The 25,098-nt window shown below is 43.8% G+C and carries 22 protein-coding genes; 10 read left to right on the forward strand and 12 right to left on the reverse strand.

The window, feature by feature from the left end:
* Window positions 1-192: 192 nt before the first annotated feature.
* Together ACFQ21_RS08010 and ACFQ21_RS08015 are read right to left on the reverse strand one after the other, a co-directional pair.
* Window positions 193-594, reverse strand: a complete 402-nt coding sequence (locus ACFQ21_RS08010) for a hypothetical protein (RefSeq protein WP_377577342.1) — start codon at window positions 592-594, stop codon at window positions 193-195.
* Window positions 594-1,238, reverse strand: coding sequence for an immunity protein Imm33 domain-containing protein (locus ACFQ21_RS08015; protein ID WP_377577345.1), 645 nt, complete (start codon window positions 1,236-1,238; stop codon window positions 594-596). The genes ACFQ21_RS08010 and ACFQ21_RS08015 overlap by 1 nt, the downstream gene beginning before the upstream one ends.
* Before the next feature lie 131 nt (window positions 1,239-1,369).
* Between ACFQ21_RS08015 and ACFQ21_RS08020 the strand changes: the two genes are divergently transcribed.
* Together ACFQ21_RS08020 and ACFQ21_RS08025 are read left to right on the forward strand one after the other, a co-directional pair.
* Window positions 1,370-1,966: an NAD(P)H-dependent oxidoreductase gene (locus tag ACFQ21_RS08020; RefSeq protein WP_377577348.1), complete on the forward strand. Its 597-nt coding sequence runs from the start codon at window positions 1,370-1,372 to the stop codon at window positions 1,964-1,966.
* A gap of 140 nt (window positions 1,967-2,106) precedes the next feature.
* Window positions 2,107-3,507, forward strand: coding sequence for a serine hydrolase domain-containing protein (locus tag ACFQ21_RS08025; protein ID WP_377577350.1), 1,401 nt, complete (start codon window positions 2,107-2,109; stop codon window positions 3,505-3,507).
* Between the two features lie 43 nt (window positions 3,508-3,550).
* Here the strand turns inward: ACFQ21_RS08025 and ACFQ21_RS08030 are convergent, their stop codons facing one another.
* Window positions 3,551-5,938 (reverse strand): ABC transporter permease, encoded by a 2,388-nt coding sequence (locus tag ACFQ21_RS08030; protein WP_377577353.1) that lies wholly within the window; start codon window positions 5,936-5,938, stop codon window positions 3,551-3,553.
* Window positions 5,939-6,080: 142 nt separating this feature from the next.
* Window positions 6,081-7,364, reverse strand: a complete 1,284-nt coding sequence (locus tag ACFQ21_RS08035; protein WP_377577356.1) for a sensor histidine kinase — start codon at window positions 7,362-7,364, stop codon at window positions 6,081-6,083.
* A gap of 360 nt (window positions 7,365-7,724) precedes the next feature.
* Between ACFQ21_RS08035 and ACFQ21_RS08040 the strand changes: the two genes are divergently transcribed.
* Window positions 7,725-8,270: a DUF2911 domain-containing protein gene (locus ACFQ21_RS08040; RefSeq protein ID WP_377577359.1), complete on the forward strand. Its 546-nt coding sequence runs from the start codon at window positions 7,725-7,727 to the stop codon at window positions 8,268-8,270.
* A 7-nt stretch (window positions 8,271-8,277) separates the two neighbouring features.
* Complete coding sequence (locus ACFQ21_RS08045) at window positions 8,278-8,901, forward strand: Crp/Fnr family transcriptional regulator (protein WP_377577362.1); 624 nt, start codon at window positions 8,278-8,280, stop codon at window positions 8,899-8,901.
* A 76-nt stretch (window positions 8,902-8,977) separates the two neighbouring features.
* Here the strand turns inward: ACFQ21_RS08045 and ACFQ21_RS08050 are convergent, their stop codons facing one another.
* Window positions 8,978-9,832 (reverse strand): hypothetical protein, encoded by an 855-nt coding sequence (locus ACFQ21_RS08050; RefSeq protein WP_377577364.1) that lies wholly within the window; start codon window positions 9,830-9,832, stop codon window positions 8,978-8,980.
* A gap of 243 nt (window positions 9,833-10,075) precedes the next feature.
* Between ACFQ21_RS08050 and ACFQ21_RS08055 the strand changes: the two genes are divergently transcribed.
* The 6 genes from ACFQ21_RS08055 (at window position 10,076) to ACFQ21_RS08080 (ending at window position 16,875) form a co-directional block, all read left to right on the forward strand.
* Window positions 10,076-11,392, forward strand: coding sequence for a TolC family protein (locus ACFQ21_RS08055; RefSeq protein WP_377577367.1), 1,317 nt, complete (start codon window positions 10,076-10,078; stop codon window positions 11,390-11,392).
* 10 nt (window positions 11,393-11,402) lie between these two features.
* Window positions 11,403-12,497, forward strand: coding sequence for an efflux RND transporter periplasmic adaptor subunit (locus ACFQ21_RS08060; protein WP_377577370.1), 1,095 nt, complete (start codon window positions 11,403-11,405; stop codon window positions 12,495-12,497).
* A gap of 34 nt (window positions 12,498-12,531) precedes the next feature.
* Window positions 12,532-15,723: an efflux RND transporter permease subunit gene (locus ACFQ21_RS08065; protein ID WP_377577373.1), complete on the forward strand. Its 3,192-nt coding sequence runs from the start codon at window positions 12,532-12,534 to the stop codon at window positions 15,721-15,723.
* A gap of 39 nt (window positions 15,724-15,762) precedes the next feature.
* Window positions 15,763-15,960, forward strand: coding sequence for a YgaP family membrane protein (locus ACFQ21_RS08070; RefSeq protein ID WP_377577375.1), 198 nt, complete (start codon window positions 15,763-15,765; stop codon window positions 15,958-15,960).
* Window positions 15,961-16,092: 132 nt separating this feature from the next.
* Window positions 16,093-16,407, forward strand: coding sequence for a rhodanese-like domain-containing protein (locus ACFQ21_RS08075; protein ID WP_377577378.1), 315 nt, complete (start codon window positions 16,093-16,095; stop codon window positions 16,405-16,407).
* Window positions 16,408-16,875 carry an OsmC family protein gene (locus ACFQ21_RS08080; protein ID WP_377577381.1) on the forward strand — a complete coding sequence of 156 codons (468 nt, stop codon included), beginning with the start codon at window positions 16,408-16,410 and terminating at the stop codon, window positions 16,873-16,875.
* Window positions 16,876-16,894: 19 nt separating this feature from the next.
* On the opposite strand, the gene ACFQ21_RS08085 is transcribed toward ACFQ21_RS08080, so the two are convergent.
* From ACFQ21_RS08085 to ACFQ21_RS08115, 7 genes are all read right to left on the reverse strand, one after another.
* Window positions 16,895-17,356 (reverse strand): hypothetical protein, encoded by a 462-nt coding sequence (locus ACFQ21_RS08085; RefSeq protein WP_377577384.1) that lies wholly within the window; start codon window positions 17,354-17,356, stop codon window positions 16,895-16,897.
* A gap of 102 nt (window positions 17,357-17,458) precedes the next feature.
* Window positions 17,459-19,024 (reverse strand): helicase HerA-like domain-containing protein, encoded by a 1,566-nt coding sequence (locus ACFQ21_RS08090; RefSeq protein WP_377577387.1) that lies wholly within the window; start codon window positions 19,022-19,024, stop codon window positions 17,459-17,461.
* Window positions 19,025-19,153: 129 nt separating this feature from the next.
* Window positions 19,154-20,080: a DUF3078 domain-containing protein gene (locus tag ACFQ21_RS08095; RefSeq protein WP_377577390.1), complete on the reverse strand. Its 927-nt coding sequence runs from the start codon at window positions 20,078-20,080 to the stop codon at window positions 19,154-19,156.
* Between the two features lie 53 nt (window positions 20,081-20,133).
* Window positions 20,134-20,547: a response regulator gene (locus ACFQ21_RS08100; RefSeq protein WP_377577393.1), complete on the reverse strand. Its 414-nt coding sequence runs from the start codon at window positions 20,545-20,547 to the stop codon at window positions 20,134-20,136.
* 136 nt (window positions 20,548-20,683) lie between these two features.
* Window positions 20,684-22,603 (reverse strand): LysM peptidoglycan-binding domain-containing protein, encoded by a 1,920-nt coding sequence (locus ACFQ21_RS08105; RefSeq protein ID WP_377577396.1) that lies wholly within the window; start codon window positions 22,601-22,603, stop codon window positions 20,684-20,686.
* Between the two features lie 32 nt (window positions 22,604-22,635).
* Window positions 22,636-23,277 carry an O-methyltransferase gene (locus ACFQ21_RS08110; RefSeq protein WP_377577399.1) on the reverse strand — a complete coding sequence of 214 codons (642 nt, stop codon included), beginning with the start codon at window positions 23,275-23,277 and terminating at the stop codon, window positions 22,636-22,638.
* 340 nt (window positions 23,278-23,617) lie between these two features.
* Entirely contained in the window at window positions 23,618-24,874 is a 1,257-nt protein-coding gene (locus ACFQ21_RS08115) for a M16 family metallopeptidase (RefSeq protein ID WP_377577402.1), read from the reverse strand.
* Window positions 24,875-25,098: the final 224 nt, after the last annotated feature.

Raw genomic sequence — 25,098 nt, forward strand, 5'->3', positions numbered from 1 at the left:
ATTTTTGTCAGGATCATATTTAACATGAACCAACTCTGATTCGAAACAGGTTTTCATAGGCGCTCTTTAATTTTTAGGAATCGTATTGAACCGCCAGTTTATAATAAAGCTTAGTATGGCTTATCCGTAGTTTTTACCGAGGCCTCAGCATTTTTGCAAATACAAAATCAGTTATACCGGCTGTTGGTTAAATTACCTGAACATCTTTGTAACGTTTCTCTTCGCATAGCTTTCTGGCACATCGTTATTCAGAAAAAAAGAAACAAATAAGTTCTTCACATCCCGAATTCTCAAAAGTTCGTGACCTAACACCATGACCGGACCAACCGCTCCATTTATACTATACCAAACCTGGCTTGTTTCCTTACTACCAATTACAAAGTGTTTGAATGAATCATTTTCATCATATATCCTGATCTCAACAACAAAATCTTTATCACCTGCCATACACTGGATATAATTACTCTCCGTGTCTTCTAATATCAAATAAGGAAAATCAGAAGGGTGTAGTTTCTCAATCATGTCAGTAATTTCTTTTTCAGACACTGACTCCTGAGTCTTAACCTTGCCGCTGTTGTCGAAAATTAATTTCACTATGTCATTATCATTTGCTCGATCGTACTATCAAACCAGACACCCATCGCCTGTTTTTGATTTTCTCTAAATCTATAGCCAAAAGGTAGCGCAAGGTATTTTAGTAAATCTGGTCGTTTAAAAGCAATATGAAAATAGTGCACAGGCTTTACAGATCGATCCACATCATATAAATTTGTACTTAACCACCATCCGGTCATATGCTCTGGTGAAGGATAGCGCACTCCTTCTATTGGCATCCCCTCGTATACACCATCTGATATAGCGATCATTTGAGAAAAAGTTGGGAAGCGTGGAGTCGCATTAAATTTTTCACAAACCTTGATCTGTTCATATACTACTTTCAGGGCGTAGTCTACACCTTCCACAAATCCTTCGCCATCACCTCTAACCTCGTATAAATGAATTTCTGATTCTGAGTCAAGAACAAACTTGAGCAACCAGGAATGATACGCTATAGTTTGCTCATTTCTTATAATTGCTCCGGAATGTACAATGTAGTCAATCAGGTAAATAAGTACATCCGAGTAACTTTGAACCGGCCATTCTTTAATCAACACTTTTACTTCGTGTCCTATAAAATTCTTCAATCCATCTGTGTGCAAATGGCCATTACGTTCAACTAGTCCTACCCTACTTCTCATTTATATGAGCTACTTTATAACTACAAGGTGCCAACAAATAATCTATCTTCAAATTTTATCTCAGAAATCAATTTCGAAAAATATCCGAATACTATAGATTTACAAAGGCATCTCCGCGACAAAAATACTTCATGAACATCCTGATCATATACTCCCATCCCAGTAAGAAATCTTATACCTTCCAGATTTTAGAGCAATTGAAAAACGAACTCGTTGCGCAGAACTGGAATGTAGATATATCAGACCTATATGCGATGGACTTTCAGGCTGATATGACTGAACAGGAGTATGAACGTGAAGGATTTGCCAGAACTGAATTGCCGATCGCTCACGATATTCTTTCGGAGCATAAAAAAATTGAAAAGTCAGATTGTATCATTTTTATATACCCGGTCTGGTGGAGCGATTGTCCTGCTAAACTGAAAGGCTGGTTCGACAGAGTTTATTCAATAGGATATGCCTATGGACATAACAACAGCGCGCAAAAGATGAAGTCTATCAAGTATGGCGTTGTAGTTTGCACAGCCGGCCATCCCAACGATTTCCTAACTGAGATCGGTATAGCCCAAAGTATGCAAAATGTTATGCTTGACGATCGCCTTGGAAAACGTTTTGAATATAAAGAAATGCTGATCCTCGGAGGAACCTTGCAGATCGAACACGTCAGAGATTTACATAGCGCCAGAATCAAAGAGCTTCCCTCGAAGATAAAGGCTTATTGCGCATAGTATATATCAAGTATCGCAGAAAATAAGCATGCGTTGTCGCCTTTGCCGGCTACAAGCGCAGATTCATTTATCAAGCTGTTGATTTTTTACCCGAACCAGGAAAATTGAGACAATTCATAAATTAACTATCTTACTGGTGTATGAAGCGCATTTTTATATGTATGCTACTGGCGGTAACAGCATGTTCCGCCCGCCCCTCTGTTCCTCCTGTCAATCATTACCTGGGTCTGCTCCGCTTCCCGGATATCACCTACCATATTTACCTTACCATGGAGGGCACTCAGCCTGAAGTTATCAATGTAACCTTCAAGGCTAATAAATTTCCATTAGACACCATTTACTTCCGGCACGATTCGCTATACTTCCGGCTGGCAGAATATTTCTCCGAATACCATGGTCTTTATCACCATGAGACAGGTCGTATTACCGGCTATTGGACGGGCGAGAAACACAAGCGATATCCGTTGGAATTTATACCTGTAAATCCCGACACGGTATCCGGGCTGCATCCTCGAACTATGCCCTATCGCTATATGCGTCCGCAGGCAATGCGTGATGGATTGCTTACTGACTCAGCCTCTCATCAACATGTAGACGTCAATACAATTAATAACCTGATGCTGCATATCGCGAATGGTACCTACAAGGATATTCACAGTGTACTGATCGCGCGCAACAACCACCTGATTGCAGAAGAATATTTTTACCGCTTCCATCAAAAATCTCTATATAATATACAGTCGGCCACCAAGAGTATAATTTCAGCGCTAACCGGTATAGCAATGGCGCGAAAGGAGATCAGGAGTATACAGGATCCCTTGTGCGCCTATCTGCCCGCCTATAAATCGCTCGCGTGCAACGAGCAGAATAAAACCATTACCCTGGAGCAATTGCTTACCATGAACACGGGTATACCGTGGGATGAACAGACATACGACTATATTGACGATCGTAACAGTTTGGTAATAGCATCCAACGAAAAAGACCAGTTCACATACCTCTTGTCTTTGCCACGTCATACATCAAACACAGCGGTGTTTGCCTATAATTCGCTGAATCATACTTTGATGAATGCTGTACTGAAGCATGCAACCAAACTCAACAATAAAAGTGAACTCACGAAGCGTATACTCAAACCGTTGGGTATCGAAAAATATTACCTGGGAGAAACCAACCCGATGGGTGTTATTGGCGATATAGATTTACGTCCGCGCGACATGATGAAATTCGGATTGCTATACCTGAACAACGGGCAATGGAACGGGCAACAACTTGTGCCCGCTCTCTGGATAAAAGAATCCACCACCGCACATTTATACCCTACACCAACGCTTGGCTATGGCTATTTCTGGTGGACTCGTAATTTCCAGTGGAAAGAAAAGACAGTATCGTCCTTTTTTGCGTGGGGATATGGCGGCCAGTATATCATCATTATACCCGAACTACAATTGAGTATAGTTATGTCGGGGAGTCATTGGGGAACTGACCCGGAAAAACAAATGGTTGATATCGTTGAAGAAATACTGGCTGCAGTAAGTTAAGCTGCGAACTGCTGGTTACAGCTCGCAGCGTTGCACAATATATTTATTCAGCACGAAGCGACTGAACCGGGTTTACCAGTGCCGCGCGTATTGCGTGAAAGCTAACCATGAGCAATGTGATGACCAGGGCTCCTACACAGGCAGCTCCAAATATCCACCAGGCTATATCTGCCCGATATTGATAGTTATCGATCCAGTCGGCTGTGAAGTAATAGGACAGTGGCACAGCCATGAGACAAGAGATCGATACAAGTATAACAAAATCTTTGGACAGCATTCTCCAGAGGCTGGCTACAGAAGCTCCCAACACCTTACGAATGCCAATCTCTTTGGTACGTTGCTCTGCTACGAAAGATGCGAGACCGAGCAGTCCCAGGCAACTGATAAATATAGCCAGTACAGCAAATATACCCGAGAGTGCACCGATGCGTTCAACATCAGCAAACTTGTTGGCATGTTCAACATCTACAAATTTATAATCAAAAGGCACGAGCGGCAGATATTTTTTAAATACCTGCTCAACACCTGCCAGCGACTCATGAAGGCTTCTGTCCGGATTGAGTCGTAACACAATCCAGTTGGTATACTTCTCTTCATTGAAATATATAGCCTGATTCACCGGTTCAAAGGGCGATTCCATCAGCATATCTTTTACTATGCCTATAATTTTATACTCACGCGTACTTCCCCAGCGCACCGTTTTTCCGATCGGGTCATCTATACCCATGAATTTCACAGCCGCTTCATTTACGATAATGGAAGAAGAATCCGTTGAGAACTCTCTCGAAAAATCACGTCCTTCCTTTACCTGCCAGTCTATCGTTTTTCCATACTCGCGCGTAACTCTGATTACAGAAAAATTAGTTTGCAGTTCAGGATCTTTTCCTTCCCAATCAAAGCCACCACTATTAGACCATACCCCGGTAAGCGGACTTGATGATTCTGCCATTTCTTCAACAATGCGTTTGTTCTTCAATTCATTTCGAAGTACATCAAACTTTCCTAAGAAATCCGGTGACTTCTTTTGTATCATAATGATACCACTGCGATCGTAGCCTACAGGTCTGTCTTTGGTAAATTGTACTTGCCTGTATACTACCAGTGTCCCGATGATCAATGTTATTGATACTGTAAATTGTACTACTACCAATACTTTGCGCGGAAGCGATGCATAACGTCCGGCACGGAATGTACCTTTCAATACTTTTACCGGTTGGAAAGATGACAGGTATAGGGCGGGATAACTTCCTGAGAGAAATCCGGTGATCAGTATAAACGCAATACTTATTAACCAGAACATTGCATTACCGAGCGGCAGCGATATTTTTTTATCAGCGAGGTTATTGAACATCGGAAGAGATACCGAAACAATAATTATAGTCAGGCAGAATGCGAGTATAACCACCATCAGCGACTCACTCAGAAACTGCGTAACCAGTTGCTTCCTTACCGAACCTATCGATTTACGAATACCTACCTCTTTGGCGCGCTGTTCAGAACGTGCCGTGCTCAGGTTCATAAAATTTATACATGCCAACAGCAAAACAAAAATACCTATACAACCGAAGAGCCACACATACTCGATAAGCCCTCCGGTCTGTGCACCATTTTCCCAGTTCGATTTTAAATGCCAGTTGTCCATCGGGTGCAGAAATGTTTCAGCATTGAATATTTTCTCGCTATCAGGTACCCGGTTATACTTGGCCTTGATAATTTTATCGCTGACTGTTTTCATATCAGCACGATCAGCAATTTGTACAAATAGCTGAAACGAGTTATTGTCCCATTCATTCTCCGCGTTCTTTACCCAGTTTTCGGCAGTAGAATATAGTTTCCAGGGAGCAATGAACATGATCTCGTTCCAATCAGAATTATGAGGAATGTCCTCATATATACCGGTAACTTTTACATCGAGGCTGTTATCGATCTTCATCATTTTGTTGATGGGGTCCTGATCCCCAAACACAGCTTTGGCAGCCGATTGCGAAAGTAAAATGGAAGCCGGATCGCGAAGACCATCGGGTGAACCTTTGATCATTTTCAAATCCATTAACCGTGGCGCCTCCACATCCATATAGTTACCAACGCTGGAAATACTATGGTCTTCATGACTGAGTATATGATCGCCCGTCCACGAGCTCATGACTATATATTTGAAATCACTTCCGTACGACTTCTCAAGTTCAATTCCCAACGGATAGGGTATCGCATATTGTGTATAGACATGATTGTTGAAGGTCTGACTTTGCATTACCTGCGCCACGCGACTGTATTGCGATTGGTAACGATTATAGGTAAGCTCATCGTATACCCATAAACCAATGAACATAGCTACCGACATACCTACGGCAAGTCCACCAATGTTAATGATTGAATAACCAATGTTCCGTGTCAAATTTCGGATCGCTATTTTCAGATAGTTACGAATCATACGTCAATTGGAGTTATAGTTATGAGCAGGCAGACTTTCCAATAATATGCCAATGTCATTCAGCAGCTGAATGACCGAATCTTATGACTATCATGTACGCATCTGTAATAATAATGTGCGATAATGGTCACCTGCTACACAGCTATAGCACCACAGTAAATGTAGTACCACGACCTCGCACAGACGATAAGGTAATGGAGCCGCCAAGTTTCTCTACTGTTTCTTTTACCAGGTATAATCCGAGACCGGACCCGGTGGAGCGTGTTGTTCCGCGATAGAACATCGAGAATATTTTGGGTTGCTGATCTTCATCTATACCTTCACCGTTATCGGAAATGATAATGGTTATACGCGATGAAGCCAGGAACCCGCGAATGATGATATAGGGATCTTCTTTGGCTTGATCGCTATATTTAAAAGCATTCGAGATAAGATTATTGAGAATGATCGAAAGACGCATCGGGTCTGTCTCAACCACAACCGAATCTGGAATATCGACATCTACCCGAACACGATCGGCTGCTTCCATATAGCGTACATCAAACAATGCCCGGTTAACATACTCTTTCAGATTGATGTGTTTCTTCTCGATTTCGAGTTTGGCATTTTTAGAGTATTGACTGATATTACCCAGTACGCTTTCGAGCTTGCGTATGCGCTCACGCATCATCTGGTGGTACATTTTCAAATCGTACGCTTCGTTTGTCTTCTCACTCAGGTTGAGGAGTCCTTCGATGGAATTGAGCGGAGCCCGCAGGTCGTGTGATGTACTGTAGATGAATCGATCCAGTTCTTCGTTTGTCTTTGTCAGGATCTTGTTCTTTTCCAGTATTTGTTTTTCACGATGTTCGAGCGATGCCTCTACGGTATAATTGATCTTTACCAGAAAATATACCGCCAGCACCGAAAAGGAATATACAATTACCAGGTTGTTGTTATAGGCTTTCACCAGATACTCAGAATCTATAGGGCGTGGCGGTACCAGGCTGAATTCTGTAAACCTTGCCAAAAGGTACAGACCTGCCGACAGTGACAGAAACAGCGCTGTACTCTTTTTCTCCCTGGCATCGAAAAGTACAAGTGCCATGAGGCTGCACATAATAAAAAATAAAAATGCAGAGGGCACGGGTGGTTCGCGCGATGAAAAAGCAAATACAACAAAGTTCACGATTAACAGGATGACACTTTTGGCAAACCAGTGTCTGCCCATTCTGTTCAGCCACAAGGCAATGGGCAGTATAACAATAAGTATATAGTAAAAATAAACGGCCGGGTTAAAATTATAGAGCCAGTTAACAATAATATAGTATAAGGCCGTTGTGAACGAAACAAGAATACAATATCCCGTAAGTACTGCCCGGCGGTAATCTGACAATGATTTCTCACCGCGGTTACCAACGAGTAAAAATTCGATTTTCTTTACCATACATCTGGTTTGAGGGTAAAACCTTATGCTTCGGTCAATCATCCCCGGCAGCAGGTTACAGGTTAGGCTATAGCTGACGGTGGATTCATTCCGCTTTGGCAAACCAAGTTTACATCAGGTAATATACTAAAAAACTTATGCCTGCTATAAGATTTAGCATCGTACCGGTAAACTCTTCAGCCATGCTTTAACGGGGGGTGTTGCACAGCAAGTTTGCACGTGCAATAACCGTGATTTTATTTTCCTGTCCTATACCTGAAGCAGTATAAAAATTACGGAAAAGGCGTATTGAAATGAAAATCTCTTTGCATTTGAGTATTATCTTTCGGAACAAGTCCTAATGATTAAAAATATAAAGTGATGAGAATAGTGATGACAATGCTGGTCTGTATGCTTGCCTATGTAGTGATGGCGCAACACGACCATGCTTCCGCTCCGGCAGATACGTTGAAGAAAAGTATTCCCAAAGAAGTACATGCTCAGATAGGGCAAGCTCACCTGATGCTGCATTACCATGCACCAGCTGTGCGTGGCCGTATGATCTGGGGAGGTCTTGTTCCTTACGGAGAAGTCTGGGTAACGGGCGCACATCAGGCTACCGCGTGGGAGTTTAACCGGGATATAGTTATTAACGGTACTACCATTGTCGCGGGTAAATATGCCATCTTCACCATTCCAGGTAAAGATCAGTGGACAGTCATTATCAATCGCAACTGGAATCAGCATCTTGCGGATGACTATAATGCAAAGGAAGATGTAGTGCGCGTAAATGTTACTCCTCAAAATATAGCAACCTTGCAGGAACGACTGGTATACGGTATCAAAGCCCCATCAGACCAGCAGGGTATACTTACCATACGCTGGGAAAAAATCCTGGTATCGCTTCCGTTCACCATCAAACAATAAACGGGTTATGCAGCTACAAACCATTTTTCCGCAGTTTGATGAAGAGCTGTTAGCACACCTGGAAGCTATAGGACAGGTAACAAACTTCGAGGAAGGGACCATGCTGATGCGGCCGGGACAGTATTTCAAAAACTCGCTGTTGATACTGGATGGCCGGGTAAAGTTATACCGCGAAGGAGATGATGGCGAAGAATTCTTTTTATACTACCTCGAACAAGGCAGTGCCTGTGCGCTTTCCATGATCTGTGCCGCCAAGAATGAGACAAGTGCTATCAAAGCAAAAGCCATGTCGCCCGTAAAAGCATTGGCGATTCCGATTCAGTATATGGATGGACTGATGCGCGACCACCGGCAATGGTACTATTTTGTTTTGGAAACGTATCGCAGCCGGTTTGAAGAACTGCTGGAAGTGATCGACCAGGTTGCGTTTCATTCCATGGACCAGAAACTTGAATTTTATTTAAAACGGCAGTTTGAATCTTTCAAGAGCAACAAGATTACGATGACGCACCAGGAAATCGCAGATGATCTCAACTCATCGCGTGAAGTAATTTCGCGGTTGCTTAAAAAGATGGAGTCTCAAAAACGAATTTCAGTTTCGCGAAACGAAATAACACGTCTCGATTTCTAAGCAGCAGAATAAAAAACGGTATAGTATATATCCGTTCGACCTATACTATACCGTCTGAACCGCCCGTGAATCAGCCTCAGTCTTTTCTTCGTACGCGGGTTGTACGCTTCGTTGCTTTACCATTCTTCCCCTGCACCGTTGTTGTTCTGCGGGTTACTTTGGTTTGCTTGTTGTCTCTTGTAACGGTAGTGCTGCGTGATGTGCGTGTGGTGCGGTAGTGATCAACCGAGGCACGATTGCGCGTATGCACGGTTACTGAAGTTGTTCGCACCGGAGTATATATACGATGTGCATGTACTACACGGTGGTGATGCACCACCACATAGCGCCGATGATACGGCGCTCTATACGGATAGAAAACACGGTAATGCACCGGTCTCCATGGACGCCACCATACGGGACGGGCGCGCCATCCCCAGGGAGAAATCCATACCACGTAGCCCGGGGCATATACATGACGCACTACCGGCCATGTCCAGACATTTACAACAACGTTGGTCGTTGTGCTTGATCGTGTGCGTGCCTGCGCAGATTGTGTTGCTGCCCTGTTCTCATCCGCAGGCTCTACAATAACCTGCTCGCCATATATATCTTCATCGCCTACAATCTGTACAACAGCATCGCTGCCTCCAGTCTTTTCAAGTTCGATTACCGCTATATCCTGGCTCTCATTATCAGAAACAGCGGCTTGCAGTATAAATGCATGCGCATCGCCTTCGCCTTTGTCTATTACTTTGATATAGTCCGTATCACCATCGCCATTAAGATCAAGGTTGTTTACCTTGTTATCTTCGGTGTTGATCATCTTTTCAAACTCTTCCGGCGACTCCGCTTTCCTGAACATTTCGAGGGCGCCCTCCAGGCTGAAATTATCGCCCGGCACCCCGGTGCTGTCGCGTGGTACAGAAGTTGTTGCAAAAGATGAATTCATTATTGCACAGACCATCACACACCCCAAAACAAATTGTATTGCTTTCATAAAGAAATATTTGGTTTGTTAGACAACGCTGCAGCGTGAAGGTTTAATCCGTTCTGAATCATTTTTTTTATGTCCTCACCTTCAGGCAGATCACTTTTCAATGAACCAATCCGGAAGATTTTATAAAGAAATCTGAACGTGACCCAGGTCACAGTGCAGCGGTAACGGCTCCGGTAACTTTGCATAAAAAAGATAATGAACAAGGTATTATCGGTTCTATTGATTATTTCGCTATGCTCGTCAACCATATCAGAAGCGCAGGAATATACCTTTCTGCGGCTTGCTGATGCGTTAGATGCCGCACTAAAAAACAACCCGGACGTTGTGCAGGCGCAACTGGACGAAGCACGTGCCGTAGCGGCATTCAAACAAACCAATTCCATATTTCTTCCGCAACTCGCGGTAAGCTATACAGCCATCAGCACGAACAATCCGCTCAACGCGTTTGGCACTAAACTCCAGCAACAGAATGTTACCCAGTCTGATTTCAATCCGGAGATACTGAATCATCCTTCGTCCATTCAGAATTATACTACGAAAGCTGAATGGCGTCAGCCAATTCTGAATCTCGATCAGCTTCAGCAGCGCCAGGCAGCCTACCTGCAAACGGAAGCATATACCTGGCAAACCAGGCGAACACAATCGTACGCAGCTTTTGAAGTACAGAAAACTTACGCGCAGTTACAATTGTCCTATAGCGTGAAGCATACGCTGGAAGAAGCACTGCGCACTGTAAAATCGATTCATACTGCTACTGTTAACCGTCTTGCAAAAGGCCTTTTACAACCCTCGGATGTATTGCATGTACAAGTACAGATAGCCGCTACGGAAAGCCAACTGGCTGAAGCAACCAGTGCACTGTATAACATTTCAGATTACCTGAGTTTGTGGATGGGAAAACCAACCGGTATACTCTACCAGACCGACACTACGCTTGTTACCATGCCTGCGGAAATTACGCCTATACTTCCGGATAACCGGGCCGACTTCAAGGCGATGCAATTATCGGTCGATGCACAGGATCGTATGATCCACGCAACGCGGATGTCGTACCTGCCCCGCGTCAATGCTTTTGCTGAGTATATGTTTAACGATGACGATGCCCTGGGATTCGGCTCAGGCTCCTACCTGGCCGGCCTGCAGCTATCCTGGAATGTATTTAACGGTATGGCTACACGCCATAAAGTGAATGAACAACGTATTCTGAAAAATAAAATAGCGGAGCAACTCCGCCATCAGAAAGAACAAGGCAAACTGGAGATCAGTAAAACCCAACGCCAATTACTGGATGCGCAGTTTTTACTACAGCAACAACGTACTGCCGTAGCACAGGCAACCGAAGCTTTGCGGATCCTGCAAAATCGCTATGCGCAAGGGTTAGTTACTACCAATGACATCCTCCAGGCGCAAACACTATTATCACAGCAAAAACTCCACTATGCACAAGCTGTATTTCAGCTAACCACAACACAACTATACCTATATTTTTTAACAGAAACCTCTGACAAATAAAACAAGAAGTATGAAAAAGTATATATATAGTCTAGGCATCACCGTGCTCGTGCCCGTAAGTATATTCACAGGCGCATGCAGTAGTGATCATGCCGGCACCGAAGTAAAGAAAGCGAACCCGGTTCCTGTAACCATTGGCATCGCTGAGACAACCGTTGATAGCAACATTCATGTAAGCGGCTATATTGAAGCTGGCGAAACAGCCGAGATCAGTACCCGCGTAATGGGCTTCATTACCGGAATACATGTTAAACCCGGTGATATTGTAAAGCAAGGACAACTTCTTGCCACCATCAGCAACCAGGATATACAGGCCAGGCGTGCGCAGGCTAAGGCCATGGTAACAGAAGCCGAGGCTGCATTGAATGATGCACAGAAAGACTACGAACGCTATACTGAATTACATCAACTGCAAAGTGTATCAACCCGGGAATTTGAAAATGCCTCCCTGCGCTATACTTCGGTGAAAGCGAAAGCCGAAGCCGCACAACAAATGCAATACGAGGCTGAAGCTATGCTGGACTATACCAATCTCAAGGCTCCCTTTCATGGCGTTGTTGTGCAGAAAAACATGGATGCCGGAACGATGGCACACCCCGGGCAGCCTATCCTGATACTGGAACAATCGGCTCTTCACCGGGTAAGTGCTTCGGTACCGGAAGTATATATACCGCGTGTCCGAAAAGGAATGCCCGTGGATGTGATCGTTAAATCAACCGGACAAAGCATACAGGGTACAATTTCAGAAGTAAGTCCTTCTTCGCGATTCAGTGGCGGACAGTATCTGTTAAAAATTGATATACCCAACAGTACACATTATACTTTGTATTCAGGCATGAATGTGAACGTAGTAATTGCTATAGACGAACACCTTGCTACCCATGAGCACATCGTTACGGTTCCTGCTGCCGCTATTTTCTCGAAAGACCAACTCACCGGTATATATACCCTTGGTTCGGAAAACACAGCCTTGCTACGATGGGTACGTATTGGCAGAACAATCGGTAACCGTGTTGAAATTCTTGCAGGCATAACAGCCGGAGAAAAATTTATTCTTGCCGGCGATGAACGCTTGTATAATGGTGTGCCGGTTGCCATACAATAACCAGCTGTGAGTATCCATATATAATTCAATGAACATGAAAGAAGGTTTATCGGGCAGCATTGCCAAGGCATTTATACAATCGAAGCTGACGATCTTATTGATGGTAGCCTTTCTATTGATTGGCGGCTATAGTACTCTCCTTATTCCGCGGGAAGAGGAGCCGCAGATCGATGTACCGATGGCTGATATATTTGTGCGTTACCCGGGCGCATCGCCAGCCGAGACAGAATCGCGGGTATCACAACCTCTTGAAAAAATCATCTCTAACGTTAAGGGAGTTGAACATGTATACTCAACTTCCATGCAGGGACAGGCAATGCTCATTGTACAATTTTACGTTGGCGAAGACATAGAGCGTTCGCTTGTAAAACTATACAATGAACTGCTGAAAAATATGGACCAGATGCCGGCGGGTGTAACCATGCCACTGGTAAAAAGCAGGGCCATCGATGATGTGCCTGTACTCGGACTAACCTTATGGAGCGAGACCTATAGCGACTACGAACTCAGGCAACTGGCACAAACACTCTCCGGTGAAATCAAAAAAATTACAGATGTAGCTACCGTTCAGATTACCGGGGGCAGAAACCGCCAGGTAAACGTTACACTGGACAACGATAAAATGGCGTATAGCCATGTCGATATACTGACTATCAGTAACTATATACAGGGTAACAATACGCAGTTGCAGAGTGGAAACCTGATAAGACGGGACACAGTCTTCTCTGTAAATACCGGAAACTTTCTACGCTCAGCCGCTGAAGTGGGAGACTTGATTGTAGGTACCCATAACGGACAGCCCGTATACCTGAAGCAGGTTGCCACGATACAGGAAGGTCCGGCCAAGCCATCGCAGTATGTTTACTATGGGAACGGCCGGTATAATGTTGACGAGGCCAATAAATTTTCATCCGAGTATCCGGCTGTAACACTTTCCATCGCCAAGAAAAAAGGCGCTGACGCTATGAAGCTGGCCGATCAGATTGTTTCGAAAGTTGAGCATCTTAAGAAAGAACTTATACCGGATGAAGTCTATATAACACAAACCAGAAATTACGGAGAGACAGCGTCTGAAAAAGTGTCCGAGTTGCTGCTTCACCTCCTGGTGGCCATCATCGCGGTTACCGTTTTTGTAATGCTCGCTATGGGATGGCGCGGTGGCCTGGTCGTATTCCTGTCGGTGCCGGTAACTTTTGCTCTGACGCTGTTCAGCTATTATTTTCTCGACTATACATTGAACCGCATCACGCTCTTTGCACTTGTCTTTATTACGGGTATCGTAGTTGACGACTCCATCATTATCGCTGAAAATATGCATCGGCATTTCAAGATGAAACGTTTGCCGTTTTTGCAAGCTGCTATATTCGCTATAAATGAAGTTGGAAACCCTACTATACTGGCAACATTCACCGTTATAGCGGCTGTTTTGCCAATGGCATTTGTATCGGGTATGATGGGGCCCTATATGAGTCCGATGCCGATCGGAGCTTCCATAGCCATGCTGCTCTCGCTGGTTGTGGCGCTAACACTGACACCGTATCTCGGATATTATTTTCTGAAAGAAAAAGAAACACATACCGAGAGAGAGCCCCAGCCACTGGAACAATCTACCATCTATAAACTATACGCTATGTTGCTACAGCCAATGCTTCAAAAACGCTGGATGCGATGGACATTTGTTATGAGTATAGTGGGAATACTTCTTCTTTCGGTTTCATTTTTCTATACACGTTGGGTGGCCGTAAAAATGTTGCCGTTCGATAACAAGAATGAATTTCAGATAATCATTGATATGCCGGAAGGCACCACGCTGGAACGAACAGCCGCAGTTACGCGCGAGATATCGCAATATATAGCCCAGCAAAATCTGGTAACAAATTACCAGGCCTATATCGGCTCTGCGGGACCGATCAGCTTTAATGGATTGGTTCGCCATTACGATTTGCGAAGAGGTGATAACGTAGCTGATATACAGGTGAACCTGGCCGACAAAAAAGACAGAAGTATACAGAGCCATGACCTGGTTAAACAATACAGACCTGCTATACAAAAAATAGCAGAGCGCTATCATGCCAATGTTAAACTGGTGGAAGTACCACCGGGACCGCCTGTGCTTTCTACCATTGTTGCCGAAATCTATGGTCCTGACTATACCGAACAGATACGCATTGCCTCACGGTTAAAAGAACAGATCAAAACCACAAACGGAGTGGTTGATACCGACTGGATGTCTGAGGATAATCAACGCGAATATAGCTTTGTCGTGGACCGTGAGAAAGCCATGCACCACGGTATAGCGCCTGCGCAAGTCACGGCTACTATGCAAGCTTCGTTATCCGATATCACAGCCGGTATGATTCATAACGCTGCCGCATTTGAACCGGTAAATATAGTACTGCAATTACATGATACCGATAAGGCCTCTATTGCTGATGTGATGAATTTAAAAATAATCAACGCGAAAGGCAATGCCGTTCCTGTTGGCGACCTCGTCTCGGTACAGGAAACGATTCGTCCTAAAAGCATTTACCGGAAGAATCAGAAGCGCGTAGTATATGTACTGGCAGATCTTGCTGGGGACCTGGAGAGTCCCTTCTATGCCATGCTGGAAATATCTGACAAACTGAAATCAATTCCGTTGAAAAAAGGATATACTCTATCCGAAGCCTACAACGCACAACCTGCGCTGGAAGATAACTATACTTTGAAGTGGGATGGAGAATGGCAAATTACCTACGAAGTATTTCGCGATCTGGGTATAGCGTTTGCAGCAGTTATCATTATTATATATATGCTCATCGTTGGGTGGTTCCAGGATTTCAGGGTACCGATTGTTATGCTGGTAGCCATTCCGTTGTCACTGATCGGTATCGTACTCGGCCATTGGATGCTGGATGCCTACTTTACAGCCACGTCCATGATCGGATTTATTGCGCTGGCCGGGGTTATGGTTCGCAATTCTGTTTTGCTAATTGACTTCATTAATATACGTCTCGCAGAAGGCATACCGTTACAGCGGGCCATTCTCGAAGCTGGAGCTGTGCGCACTACGCCAATATTACTGACGGCAGGCGCGGTGGTGCTTGGGGCGGTGATCATCTTGTTCGATCCCATCTTTCAGGGACTAGCTATTTCGCTGATGGGTGGAACGATTACCTCCACATTTCTAACCTTGCTGGTTGTACCGTTGCTGTACTATAGAATGAAACGATCGAGCCATCCATAAATCAACAACTATATATCACCTAATAAACACTTTATATTTATGAAAGAAAGAATAATACGCGCCTTCGCCGGCAGCATGGTACTGGCCAGTGTAGCACTGGCGTACTGGATACATCCGTACTGGATAGCACTGGCTATATTTGTAGGGTTTAACCTGCTTCAGTCATCGTTTACGCGCTTTTGTCCACTGGAGAAAATACTAGACCAGGCTGGTGTTGGTCAATCGAAAAAAAAATAAACCATAACCGGGTCTCGCATTGAAAAACATCAATGCTGTCACTGACGATTATCAGGAAGAAGCACTCTTGGCACATCTACCTTTACCAAACAAAGAATTAAGTATACACCAAGTCTTTAAATAATTTCGAATATGATAAAACTCATAAAACGGATATTCTCAATGGAACCTGCATTTGATTACAAACAACAGCTAAAGCAAGGTGCTGTTATTATAGACGTGCGCACAAAGCAGGAATATACTTCAGGACACATCGCTCATGCTATTAATATACCTGTAAATGAACTTGCCGATAATCTTCACAGACTTCCCGGTAAGGATGTCTGTATCATTACTTGCTGTGCCTCAGGTATGCGAAGCGGCAAGGCAGCCGGTATATTAAAAACACATGGATACACAAATGTTCATAACGGAGGGGGCTGGAATCAACTGCAAAACAAATTATAAATGGAATCACATATATATACGGTTAATATAGCCTGGAGCAAAGATCGCAGGGGCATGATGTGCTCTCCGGAGTTAACGCAAAACGATGCACTGACAGGCGGATGTATCGAAGTGGCAACACCACCGGAATTTCCCAAAGGTATACCGGGTATATGGTCGCCTGAACATTTATTCACAGCTTCCGTAAGCAGTTGCTTCATGACAACATTTCTTGCTATTGCCGAAAACTCCAAACTGGATTTCATTTCCTTTCGTTGTAACTCGCAAGGAAAGCTCGAGAAAGCAGATGGCAAATTTATGATGACGGAAGTGAGGCTATACCCAGAGGTAATTATAGCAGACGAAAAAGATACAGAGAAGGCAAACAAGGTGCTTCAGAAGTCTGAAGCTAGTTGTCTGATCTCAAACTCCATCAAAACAAAAGTTATTATGCAGGCAACGGTGGTTGCAGAGCCGGTTAAGATATAGTGCTTAACCGGCACTATATCTATATATCGTCATCCTCCACAAAAAGTCCCCATCCATCGCCTTCCTTCGGAGACTTATGAAAGGTTTTGATCCAATCGCGAAACAAGAGCCGAAACGCTTCGATCTCTTTGCGAAGCAAACGCAGGTATTCTTCTGGAAGTACTTCCTCAAAGAGTAGTGATGCCGTTTGTGTTAGCAGACTGCGTGCATGAATTTTTATAATGGTGGCATTCTCCATTTTCATAATGAAATCATCCATGGCCTCCGCTCCTGCTATTTTGGCTGAAAGGATAATGGAATCTTCCAGCATGATATTGCTGTGAATCATGCGTACCTCTTCGTCATCAATCGAATCGATAATACGTCTTGTCAATTCACGGATCTCTTCTGCCTTCTGAAAAATAGGAAGTGCTTCCATGCGCTTCCGCTCTTGTTCCGGATCGTAATCATCGTCCGCATCGTCATCGTTGTCTTCCCACATAACTTGTTGAATTGAGAGATTGGAAAATTGGAAGATTATAAAATTGAAAGATTATGGTATCGATATAGGTGTATTCCAATCTTACAATTTTTCAATCCTTACCTAAAATATACTGCTGCGTTTGCGTGAACTTCTGCGCGGTGCGCTGCTGCCGAAGAGCATGCCGAATACACCACGAACGAGCTCACGTCCTACCTGCTTGGCAAGTGGTGATCCCATTACTTCCTCCAATGTAGATTTTTCCTGCTTGCGCGATGTTGTGCGCGATGAAGATGATGCATTCTTTTCTTCCTGCTTTTCTTCTTTTTCCGCTTCGATTTGCTGCATGCGTTCATTCAATAGCTCGAAAGCGCTTTGTGGATCTACCGCATCTTTATATTTTTTATAGAAGTCAGAGTTATTCAGCAACGTGCTATACTCTTGTTCAGATAGCGGTCCCATATACGAAGCAGGTGGCAGCAAGTGCGTGACAACCGTTTCGGTAGGTATACCTTTTTCATTCAACACGGTGATGAATGCCTGGCCGGTGCCGAGTTGAGTAAACTGCTGCTCCATTTCATAGAACTCAGACTTCGGAAATGTTTTGATCGTCTCTTTGAGTGCCTTTACATCATTTGGCGTAAACGCGCGGATCACATGATGAACACGATTACCTAACTGCGCCAATACCGAAGGCGGTACATCTTGTGTAAGCTGTGTACAGAAAAATATACCTACACCTTTCGAGCGTATCAGGCGAATAACCTGGTCGATCTGATCCAGGAAAGCTTTCGGAGCATCTTTGAAAAGTAAATGTGCTTCATCGAGGAAGAAGATCAACTTTGGTTTATCAAGATCACCGGCTTCGGGCAGGCGCTGGTATATTTCCGCCAGCAATGCCAGCATAAACGTTGAGAACACTGCAGGCTGCGATTGCATATCTGCTACGTTCAGTAAACTGATAACGCCACGGCCATCTACTTTCTCGAAGAGATCGTCAACGTCAAAGGATGTCTCACCGAATAACTGATCAACACCTTGTTGTTCCAGCGATACAATCTTCCTCAAAATGGTACTGGCGGTAGAAGAGGATATTTTTCCGTAGTCACTTTTAATCTCTGCTGCACCCGGTCCTTCGGTGAGATAGTTTAATACTTTTTTCAGGTCGCTGAAATCTACAATCGGTAAATTTTTATCATCGGCATACTTGAAGAGTATATTCAGTACACCGGCTTGCGTATCGTTAAGTTCAAGAATTTTTGTAAGCAGCACCGGACCAAACTCGGTAACGGTTGCCCGCATCTGTGCGCCCAGTTTACCACTCAGGGAGTATATTTCAACCGGAAGTGCGGCAGGTATATATTCAACACCCAATGCCTTGGCACGTTCCTGTATCTTCTCGTTTGCAACACCTTCTTTGGCCATACCCGATAAATCGCCTTTCATATCCGGCATAAATACAGGCACACCGGCTGCCGAGAGTTGTTCGGCCAGCAACTGCAGCGTGCGTGTTTTACCGGAACCAGTCGCCCCTGTTACCAAACCATGACGGTTCATCATACGCATGGGCAGATATACCTTTGCATCGGCTATAATTTCATTTTGATATATACCAGCTCCCAGGTGTATAGCGGGAAGATGTGTGGTATAGGATTTCTGAATGGCCTCTGTAAATTTTCCTACTGACATATTTCGATTGGGTTATAAACACGAAACGCAATCTTCCGATCGCTTCGCGTATGCAATTTAAAATTATAGCTGAATGGAAATAAAAAAGGCCCGAATGTTTTCGAGCCTTTCTCTTTCTTTACTCAAAGATTACTTCTTGTCTTCAAAATTCTGGAATGAATACATGAACCCGAAGTTGAATAACTGGTTATACTGTGCACCGCTGTCCTGGTCATAGTCGTAGAGCAGAATACCGCCAAGGCTTACGTTGATAAACCGATTTACTTTCGCAGTGATCATGAGGTCAACACGGTGGTCGATTGTTTTGAGTTCAAGTGTTTCATAATTCGCAAACATGAGGTAACGCCATTTGAGATTTACATTGGTGAAGATCTCTTTATCAAACTCTGCCGTCATCTGAAAGGCGAGCCATTCAAATCGTGTTGTCTTGGTAGAATCTACACCATACGGTTCAGGCCCTACGGTTTTTGTAAAGCGCGTTGGGTCTTGCACGATAGTAAGTCGCGGAGCAAAGGGAGACAAGCGTAGTTTGAAATATGTAGTAGGATGATATTCAGCACCCCATGCTGAAGTAATGAATGCCGGTGCTAAAAAATCCGAGATGATTAATGCCTGCTCGTTTCCGGTAGCATCGTCTTCGTATTTATAGCCTTTCGAAAATTGTGATAAGAAATTCAGTGATGTAAAAATATCCCACTTATCATTCAGCTTATAGCCATACTTTGTATCCAGATATAGTCGGTCCAACGTTTTACGAAAACCTTGTCCGGAGTTATTTACAAATCCGTAGAGAAGATCTATTTCATTATCCCACTTCGAATGTCCCTTTTCATAACCTGCCTTGTAATTCAAACCTGAATTAAAGCCAACGGAATTTACACCCCCTGCCTTCCAGTTGGAAGAAAAAGAGGCCTGATTAAAATTCAGTGTAAAAGTAAATTTCTTGTGCCAGTTCGAAAGTGTATCAGGCTTTACGATCTGAGCCTGCAAGTGCGTGTGCGCGAATAAAATTAAAACAACTAAAACAGTTACAACCTTGATCTTCTTCTCATTCATACGTTTTTGGGGTTTAAGCCGAAATTAGGACTTAAAACCCAAAGTATAAAATCTTAGATGTTGTTGAGTTTTATCTCGTCAAGCGCTACTTCAGTAAGAGGTTTCGTAATGAATTTTATAACGTGATTGTTGTTTACGATTTTATCGATGTCGCGTTTGTTATCAGAACTTGAAAGGATAATAACCTTGCATTTATTACGAACGAGCTCGTTGAATTTTTCGAACTCATATAAAAAAACAAAACCATCTACGATCGGCATGTTAATGTCGAGGAAGATGAGACTCGGTAGATTCTCAGGAACATTTTGGTTTTCGCGCAGATAATCCAATGCCGCCTTTCCGGAACCTTTCACTTCTACGCGTTTGGCAAACCTTGTGATTTCAATGATACGCTTACTGATAAAATTATCAGTGTCGTTATCATCTACGAGCATTACAAGGTCGATAGCTTTAGTGTCTGTTTGCATTCAATAATCAGTAATTCAGTCCACACATCCGATTTCACGAAACACAAAAATATTCTTTTTTAGAATATTTGGGAACGAGCTTAACAATTTCCGAACAGGAAGTAATAAAATAGAACGAAAAATATAAAAAACGTTACTACTTGCTTTGCTTCACCTTGAGGCGCTCACCCACTGATAAAGCAAAATCTTTCTTATTATTCCATTCCATCAGTTCTTTGATCGTAACACCGTATTGGCGGGCAATGCTGTAGAGTGTATCCGTAGGCTTTACCTGGTGCTCAACTTCTGAAAGTTTATCAGGCGTTACAACACTATTTTCAATCGATTGACTTTCAGAAAGCTTTAACACCTGTCCCGGCTTGATGCTTTCCTGCAGGTTGAGATTATTCGCATTCACGAGGTCCATTACACCTAAATTATATTGGCGCGCGATCGAATAAAGTGTCTCCCCCTGCTGTACAGTATGCGTAGCAGGACGTTCCGGCACTATTACTTCGGGCACGCGTTGCACCATTGTGTCCACAGGTTGCGGTACCGTTACCTGAGCTTGTAAGGTTTTAGAGGAATCTACAGCTTCCTGAATTTTTACAGGTTTAATCAGTTCTTCAACAACTGTTGTTGTATCGATGCTTACGACTGGCTCTGTTTTCGCGGGTGGTGGCGTAACTTTTATAGTCTCTTGTGTAGCCGGTGGTGTTTTTACAGCCGGTGTTGTCGTTGTGGTGGCCTGTGTTTCGGAAGGGTTTACATCCCACGCAAAAGTTTGTGCGTTGTCCACTTGTATAACGTTGGATGGAGGTGCTGTGCTTTCAGAATTTTTAGGCTTGCGTGCCGATAACCATAGCGTCATGCCAGGTTTAAGATCCTGATCCGAATCAAGTCGGTTATAGCGTTTCAACTTCTTTACCTGCACACCATACTGCTGACTTATACTCCACAAGTTATCACCAGTCGCTACAGTGTGATAGGCTGTTGCTGCCCGCGCACGTTTCTTACCAAGTAAGTAGTATTGACCATCGCGCATCTGATCTGAAACAGATATATCATTCCATTTTAAAAATGACGACAGATCAACACCAGCACGCGTTGCCACTTGTGATGCACTCTCGCCTCCATGAACTTGTATCGCAGTGATACCATTTATTTTTTTACGATTGTCCTTCTTAGCAGACGCTAATGTTGACTCTCCATTCTTCTTGGCACTGGCATCGCCTGCCTTTGCAAGCACGGCATCTTCCGGTAATTTTATATCAGCACCGTTGCCTTTCACTGGTATAATTACTGCATATACCCGGTCATCTGGTATAGTACCAGAGCGCACCCATTTATTATAGGCTACTAATTCAGCTTCATCTACGGAAACCTCTTTTGCTAGGTCGGTGAGTGTTTTCTTGTTTTGATTCTGATAGGATAACACACGAATCTGTCCTTCGCCATTCACCATTTCTTCGAACGCTACTTTGTGGGCGAGGTATTTCTTTACATACCAATATGTCTTACTGGTGATCTCTATATTTTTCTCACCGCTCTTACTGTCTTTTTCGCTGCGTAGTACAGCACCGGCTCCCATCTGGTAAGCCTGCAGTGCATAGATCCAGTTGTTGAAGTATACATTGTTTTTCTTGATATAGCGGGCGGCTGCACGCGAAGAAGAAACGATGTTCATACGTTCATCAATCTCCTTATCAACCCGCAGTCCCATTTCAAGTGCCGTAAAATCTTTGAACTGCCAGAATCCAACAGCTTTTGAAACCGATACAGCATCCGGAATCAACGCACTCTCCTGCAACACGAGATACTTGAAATCGTCAGGTACATTTTCTTCTTTGAAGATTTTCTCGATGATGGGGAAGTAGGTTTTGGCGCGTTCAACCTTGATGTTGTGATGACGTGGTGAAGCGGTTAACGCGTCTACATCTTTCTGGATTTCCCGGCGGGCATCATCGCGGATCGTGAGCGTCATGTCCGCAAACTGCATCTTGTGCGGAACCTGAGGTGTCTGCGCTGCTACGGTAAACTGGACCGCAAAAAATAGCGCGAAGATTGATCTCATCATGTATTGATATTTTAAGAGGGACTTAAAAAGTTTTACAAAGATACTTTTCTCATCAACATAATACCATCTCTTATCGGCAGAAGTACATTTTCAACCCGTGGGTCATCCTGAATTTTTTTATTGAACTCCAGAATAGCCCGCGTGTCCTTGTCCGGCTTCGCGTCAAGCACCTTGCCGCTCCACAGAACATTGTCCGCGAGTATAAAACCTCCGTTTCGTACTTTGTCAATTACCAGGTCGAAATAAACACTATAGCGCTCCTTGTCTGCATCGATAAAAACAAGATCGAATGTCTCGTTCAGCGCTGGTATTACCTCCACCGCGTTACCAATCTTATACTCGATGTTGTTATTATAGGAAGAAGCTGCAAAGTAATCGCGAACGCGGTCTTCGAGTTCTTCATTGATATCAATCGTAATCAACTTACCACCTTCCTGCAAACCCTCTGCCAGACAAACAGCCGAGTAGCCGGTATAGGTTCCGATCTCCAGGATGCGCTGCGGCCGGATCATGTGACTTATCATCGACAGCACTCTGCCCTGCAAGTGTCCGGATAGCATCCGCGGCATCATTACCTTGGCGTGTGTATCGCGCTCTATCTTCTTGAGCAGATCAGCCTCTGAAGAAGTATGTTGCTCTGCGTAGTGTTGTATTGACTCGTTTATGAGATCCATCGGTTCGTTGTTAAAGTGGGAAAGTAAAAAAGTCCGGAAGACGGAAGACCGAAAATCCGGAAGACAGAAAGTCTGAAAGTTAGGAAAGTCTCAAAGTTTTAAGAGGCAATACGTCTGAAAAAGTTTATGCGTTCAACGAGCACCCTTTGGATTACATGCTATCTCTTTCGTGAATAATATCATTTTAAGATCACACTAAATTTAGCGTTACACACTATATATCTTTAACCGTCTTCCTATATCTACAACTCTATTTTCCAATCTCAGTCTTCATCTTCAGTATCCCTACATTTCAACTTCCGGTCTTCCCGACTTTCGGATTTTCGGACTTCCCGACTTCTCAATGCGCCTCCTTCGGCTTCCCATTCTCCGGCACCATCGTCAGCAAGCTGAGTTTCTTTTCATCAAATATATCCTGTGCTACATCCTGCAGTTTCTGCGCATTGGTATTATCTATCGTATGGAAAATTTCTTCCAGTCGAGGTACGCGGTTATATAGCAGCACGCTTCGTGCCATCATCAGCATCAAACTCAGATTATTCTCTTCAGACATGGCGAGTTGTCCTTTAATCTGCTCTTTGGCAGCTGCGAGTTGTGGTCTTGATAAAGGTTTATCACAGAACTTCAGCAGTTCTTTTTTTACCAGGTTTATACACTTGTCCAACTGCTTAGGTTCTGTTCCGAAGAATACAGCAAACATACCCGTATCGGAATAGGGTATATAGTGTGCATCGACCGAATATACCAATCCATATTTTTCACGAAGTGACAGGTTGAGGCGTGAGTTCATACCCGGACCTCCCAGTATATTTACCAACAGATATAGCGGTACGCGATTACCATTGTGAACCGGGTAGGCTTCACCACCAATAGCACATTTCGCCTGCTTCACAGTGCGCTCCAATACCTGGTACGCTGGTTTGTAAGATGAGAACTTCTTGCGTCTGCCGTTGAGTTGATGCGTCTTGAAATTCTCAAGATACTTTTTAGCAAGACGCTCCACTTCATCCAGTGCTATATCTCCTACACAAGAGAAGACTACTTTTTTTGTATTGATATGTCCTTTAAAAAAGGAAACAAAATCTTTCTTCTGAAAAGCATTGATGGTCTCTGCGCGGCCGAGGATATTCATTCCCATCGGATGGTTCTTATAAACTACCGATTCGAATTCGTCCTGCAGCGATTCATCCGGACTATCCAGGTACATGGCCATCTCTTCGAGTATAACACCGCGTTCCTTTTCCAATTCCTTTTCAGGAAACACCGAATGAAATGTGATGTCACTCAACAAGTCTACTGCTCGCTCAAAGTATTCCTTGCGTGCTGAAGCATAGAAGGCTATCTTTTCTTTATCGGTATAGGCATTCAGTTCGCCACCTACAGAGTCGAGGCTGTTTATAATATCGAGTGTCTTTCTTTTCCGGGTACCTTTAAAGGCCATGTGTTCCCAGAAGTGTGCTATGCCCTGGTTCAAGATTGACTCGTCTCTGCTACCAATATCCAACACCAACCCGCAGTGCACGATCGCGGAAGTTGTGATTCGCTGGTGCACTACTCTCAAGCCATTTGTCAACGTAAAAATTGTACAATCTCTCATAATTCTTGTCTGCGAAGTTAAGTCTTTACATCAGGGTTTGTCCTGATGATTTCACTGTTTTCTGAGATTATAACGCAAATTTCACTGCGAAATCTCCGGATATGCCAACATGACGGAACTTTTAAAGAAAGGCCTTTCAGAAGTGCCATGCGCCCAAATTTCAGACAGCTCTCTATTTCGAACACCTGCACTTCATGCCATTTTTACCTTACCGGGGATTCGTC

It is taken from the genome of Ohtaekwangia kribbensis (assembly GCF_042676245.1).
Classification (GTDB): Bacteria; Bacteroidota; Bacteroidia; order Cytophagales; family Cyclobacteriaceae; genus Ohtaekwangia; species Ohtaekwangia kribbensis.

Bases quoted from the DNA above. Each gene is read 5' to 3' on its own strand.
- ACFQ21_RS08020 (WP_377577348.1), top strand. From the start codon at position 1,370: ATGAACATCCTGATCATATACTCCCATCCCAGTAAGAAATCTTATACC.
- ACFQ21_RS08040 (WP_377577359.1), top strand. From the start codon at position 7,725: ATGAGAATAGTGATGACAATGCTGGTCTGTATGCTTGCCTATGTAGTG.
- ACFQ21_RS08015 (WP_377577345.1), bottom strand. From the start codon at position 1,238: ATGAGAAGTAGGGTAGGACTAGTTGAACGTAATGGCCATTTGCACACA.
- ACFQ21_RS08095 (WP_377577390.1), bottom strand. From the start codon at position 20,080: ATGAATGAGAAGAAGATCAAGGTTGTAACTGTTTTAGTTGTTTTAATT.
- ACFQ21_RS08110 (WP_377577399.1), bottom strand. From the start codon at position 23,277: ATGGATCTCATAAACGAGTCAATACAACACTACGCAGAGCAACATACT.
- ACFQ21_RS08115 (WP_377577402.1), bottom strand. From the start codon at position 24,874: ATGAGAGATTGTACAATTTTTACGTTGACAAATGGCTTGAGAGTAGTG.
- ACFQ21_RS08105 (WP_377577396.1), bottom strand. From the start codon at position 22,603: ATGATGAGATCAATCTTCGCGCTATTTTTTGCGGTCCAGTTTACCGTA.
- ACFQ21_RS08080 (WP_377577381.1), top strand. From the start codon at position 16,408: ATGGAATCACATATATATACGGTTAATATAGCCTGGAGCAAAGATCGC.
- ACFQ21_RS08025 (WP_377577350.1), top strand. From the start codon at position 2,107: ATGAAGCGCATTTTTATATGTATGCTACTGGCGGTAACAGCATGTTCC.
- ACFQ21_RS08055 (WP_377577367.1), top strand. From the start codon at position 10,076: ATGAACAAGGTATTATCGGTTCTATTGATTATTTCGCTATGCTCGTCA.
- ACFQ21_RS08075 (WP_377577378.1), top strand. From the start codon at position 16,093: ATGATAAAACTCATAAAACGGATATTCTCAATGGAACCTGCATTTGAT.
- ACFQ21_RS08065 (WP_377577373.1), top strand. From the start codon at position 12,532: ATGAAAGAAGGTTTATCGGGCAGCATTGCCAAGGCATTTATACAATCG.
- ACFQ21_RS08085 (WP_377577384.1), bottom strand. From the start codon at position 17,356: ATGTGGGAAGACAACGATGACGATGCGGACGATGATTACGATCCGGAA.
- ACFQ21_RS08060 (WP_377577370.1), top strand. From the start codon at position 11,403: ATGAAAAAGTATATATATAGTCTAGGCATCACCGTGCTCGTGCCCGTA.
- ACFQ21_RS08035 (WP_377577356.1), bottom strand. From the start codon at position 7,364: ATGGTAAAGAAAATCGAATTTTTACTCGTTGGTAACCGCGGTGAGAAA.
- ACFQ21_RS08090 (WP_377577387.1), bottom strand. From the start codon at position 19,024: ATGTCAGTAGGAAAATTTACAGAGGCCATTCAGAAATCCTATACCACA.
- ACFQ21_RS08070 (WP_377577375.1), top strand. From the start codon at position 15,763: ATGAAAGAAAGAATAATACGCGCCTTCGCCGGCAGCATGGTACTGGCC.
- ACFQ21_RS08050 (WP_377577364.1), bottom strand. From the start codon at position 9,832: ATGAATTCATCTTTTGCAACAACTTCTGTACCACGCGACAGCACCGGG.
- ACFQ21_RS08045 (WP_377577362.1), top strand. From the start codon at position 8,278: ATGCAGCTACAAACCATTTTTCCGCAGTTTGATGAAGAGCTGTTAGCA.
- ACFQ21_RS08030 (WP_377577353.1), bottom strand. From the start codon at position 5,938: ATGATTCGTAACTATCTGAAAATAGCGATCCGAAATTTGACACGGAAC.
- ACFQ21_RS08100 (WP_377577393.1), bottom strand. From the start codon at position 20,547: ATGCAAACAGACACTAAAGCTATCGACCTTGTAATGCTCGTAGATGAT.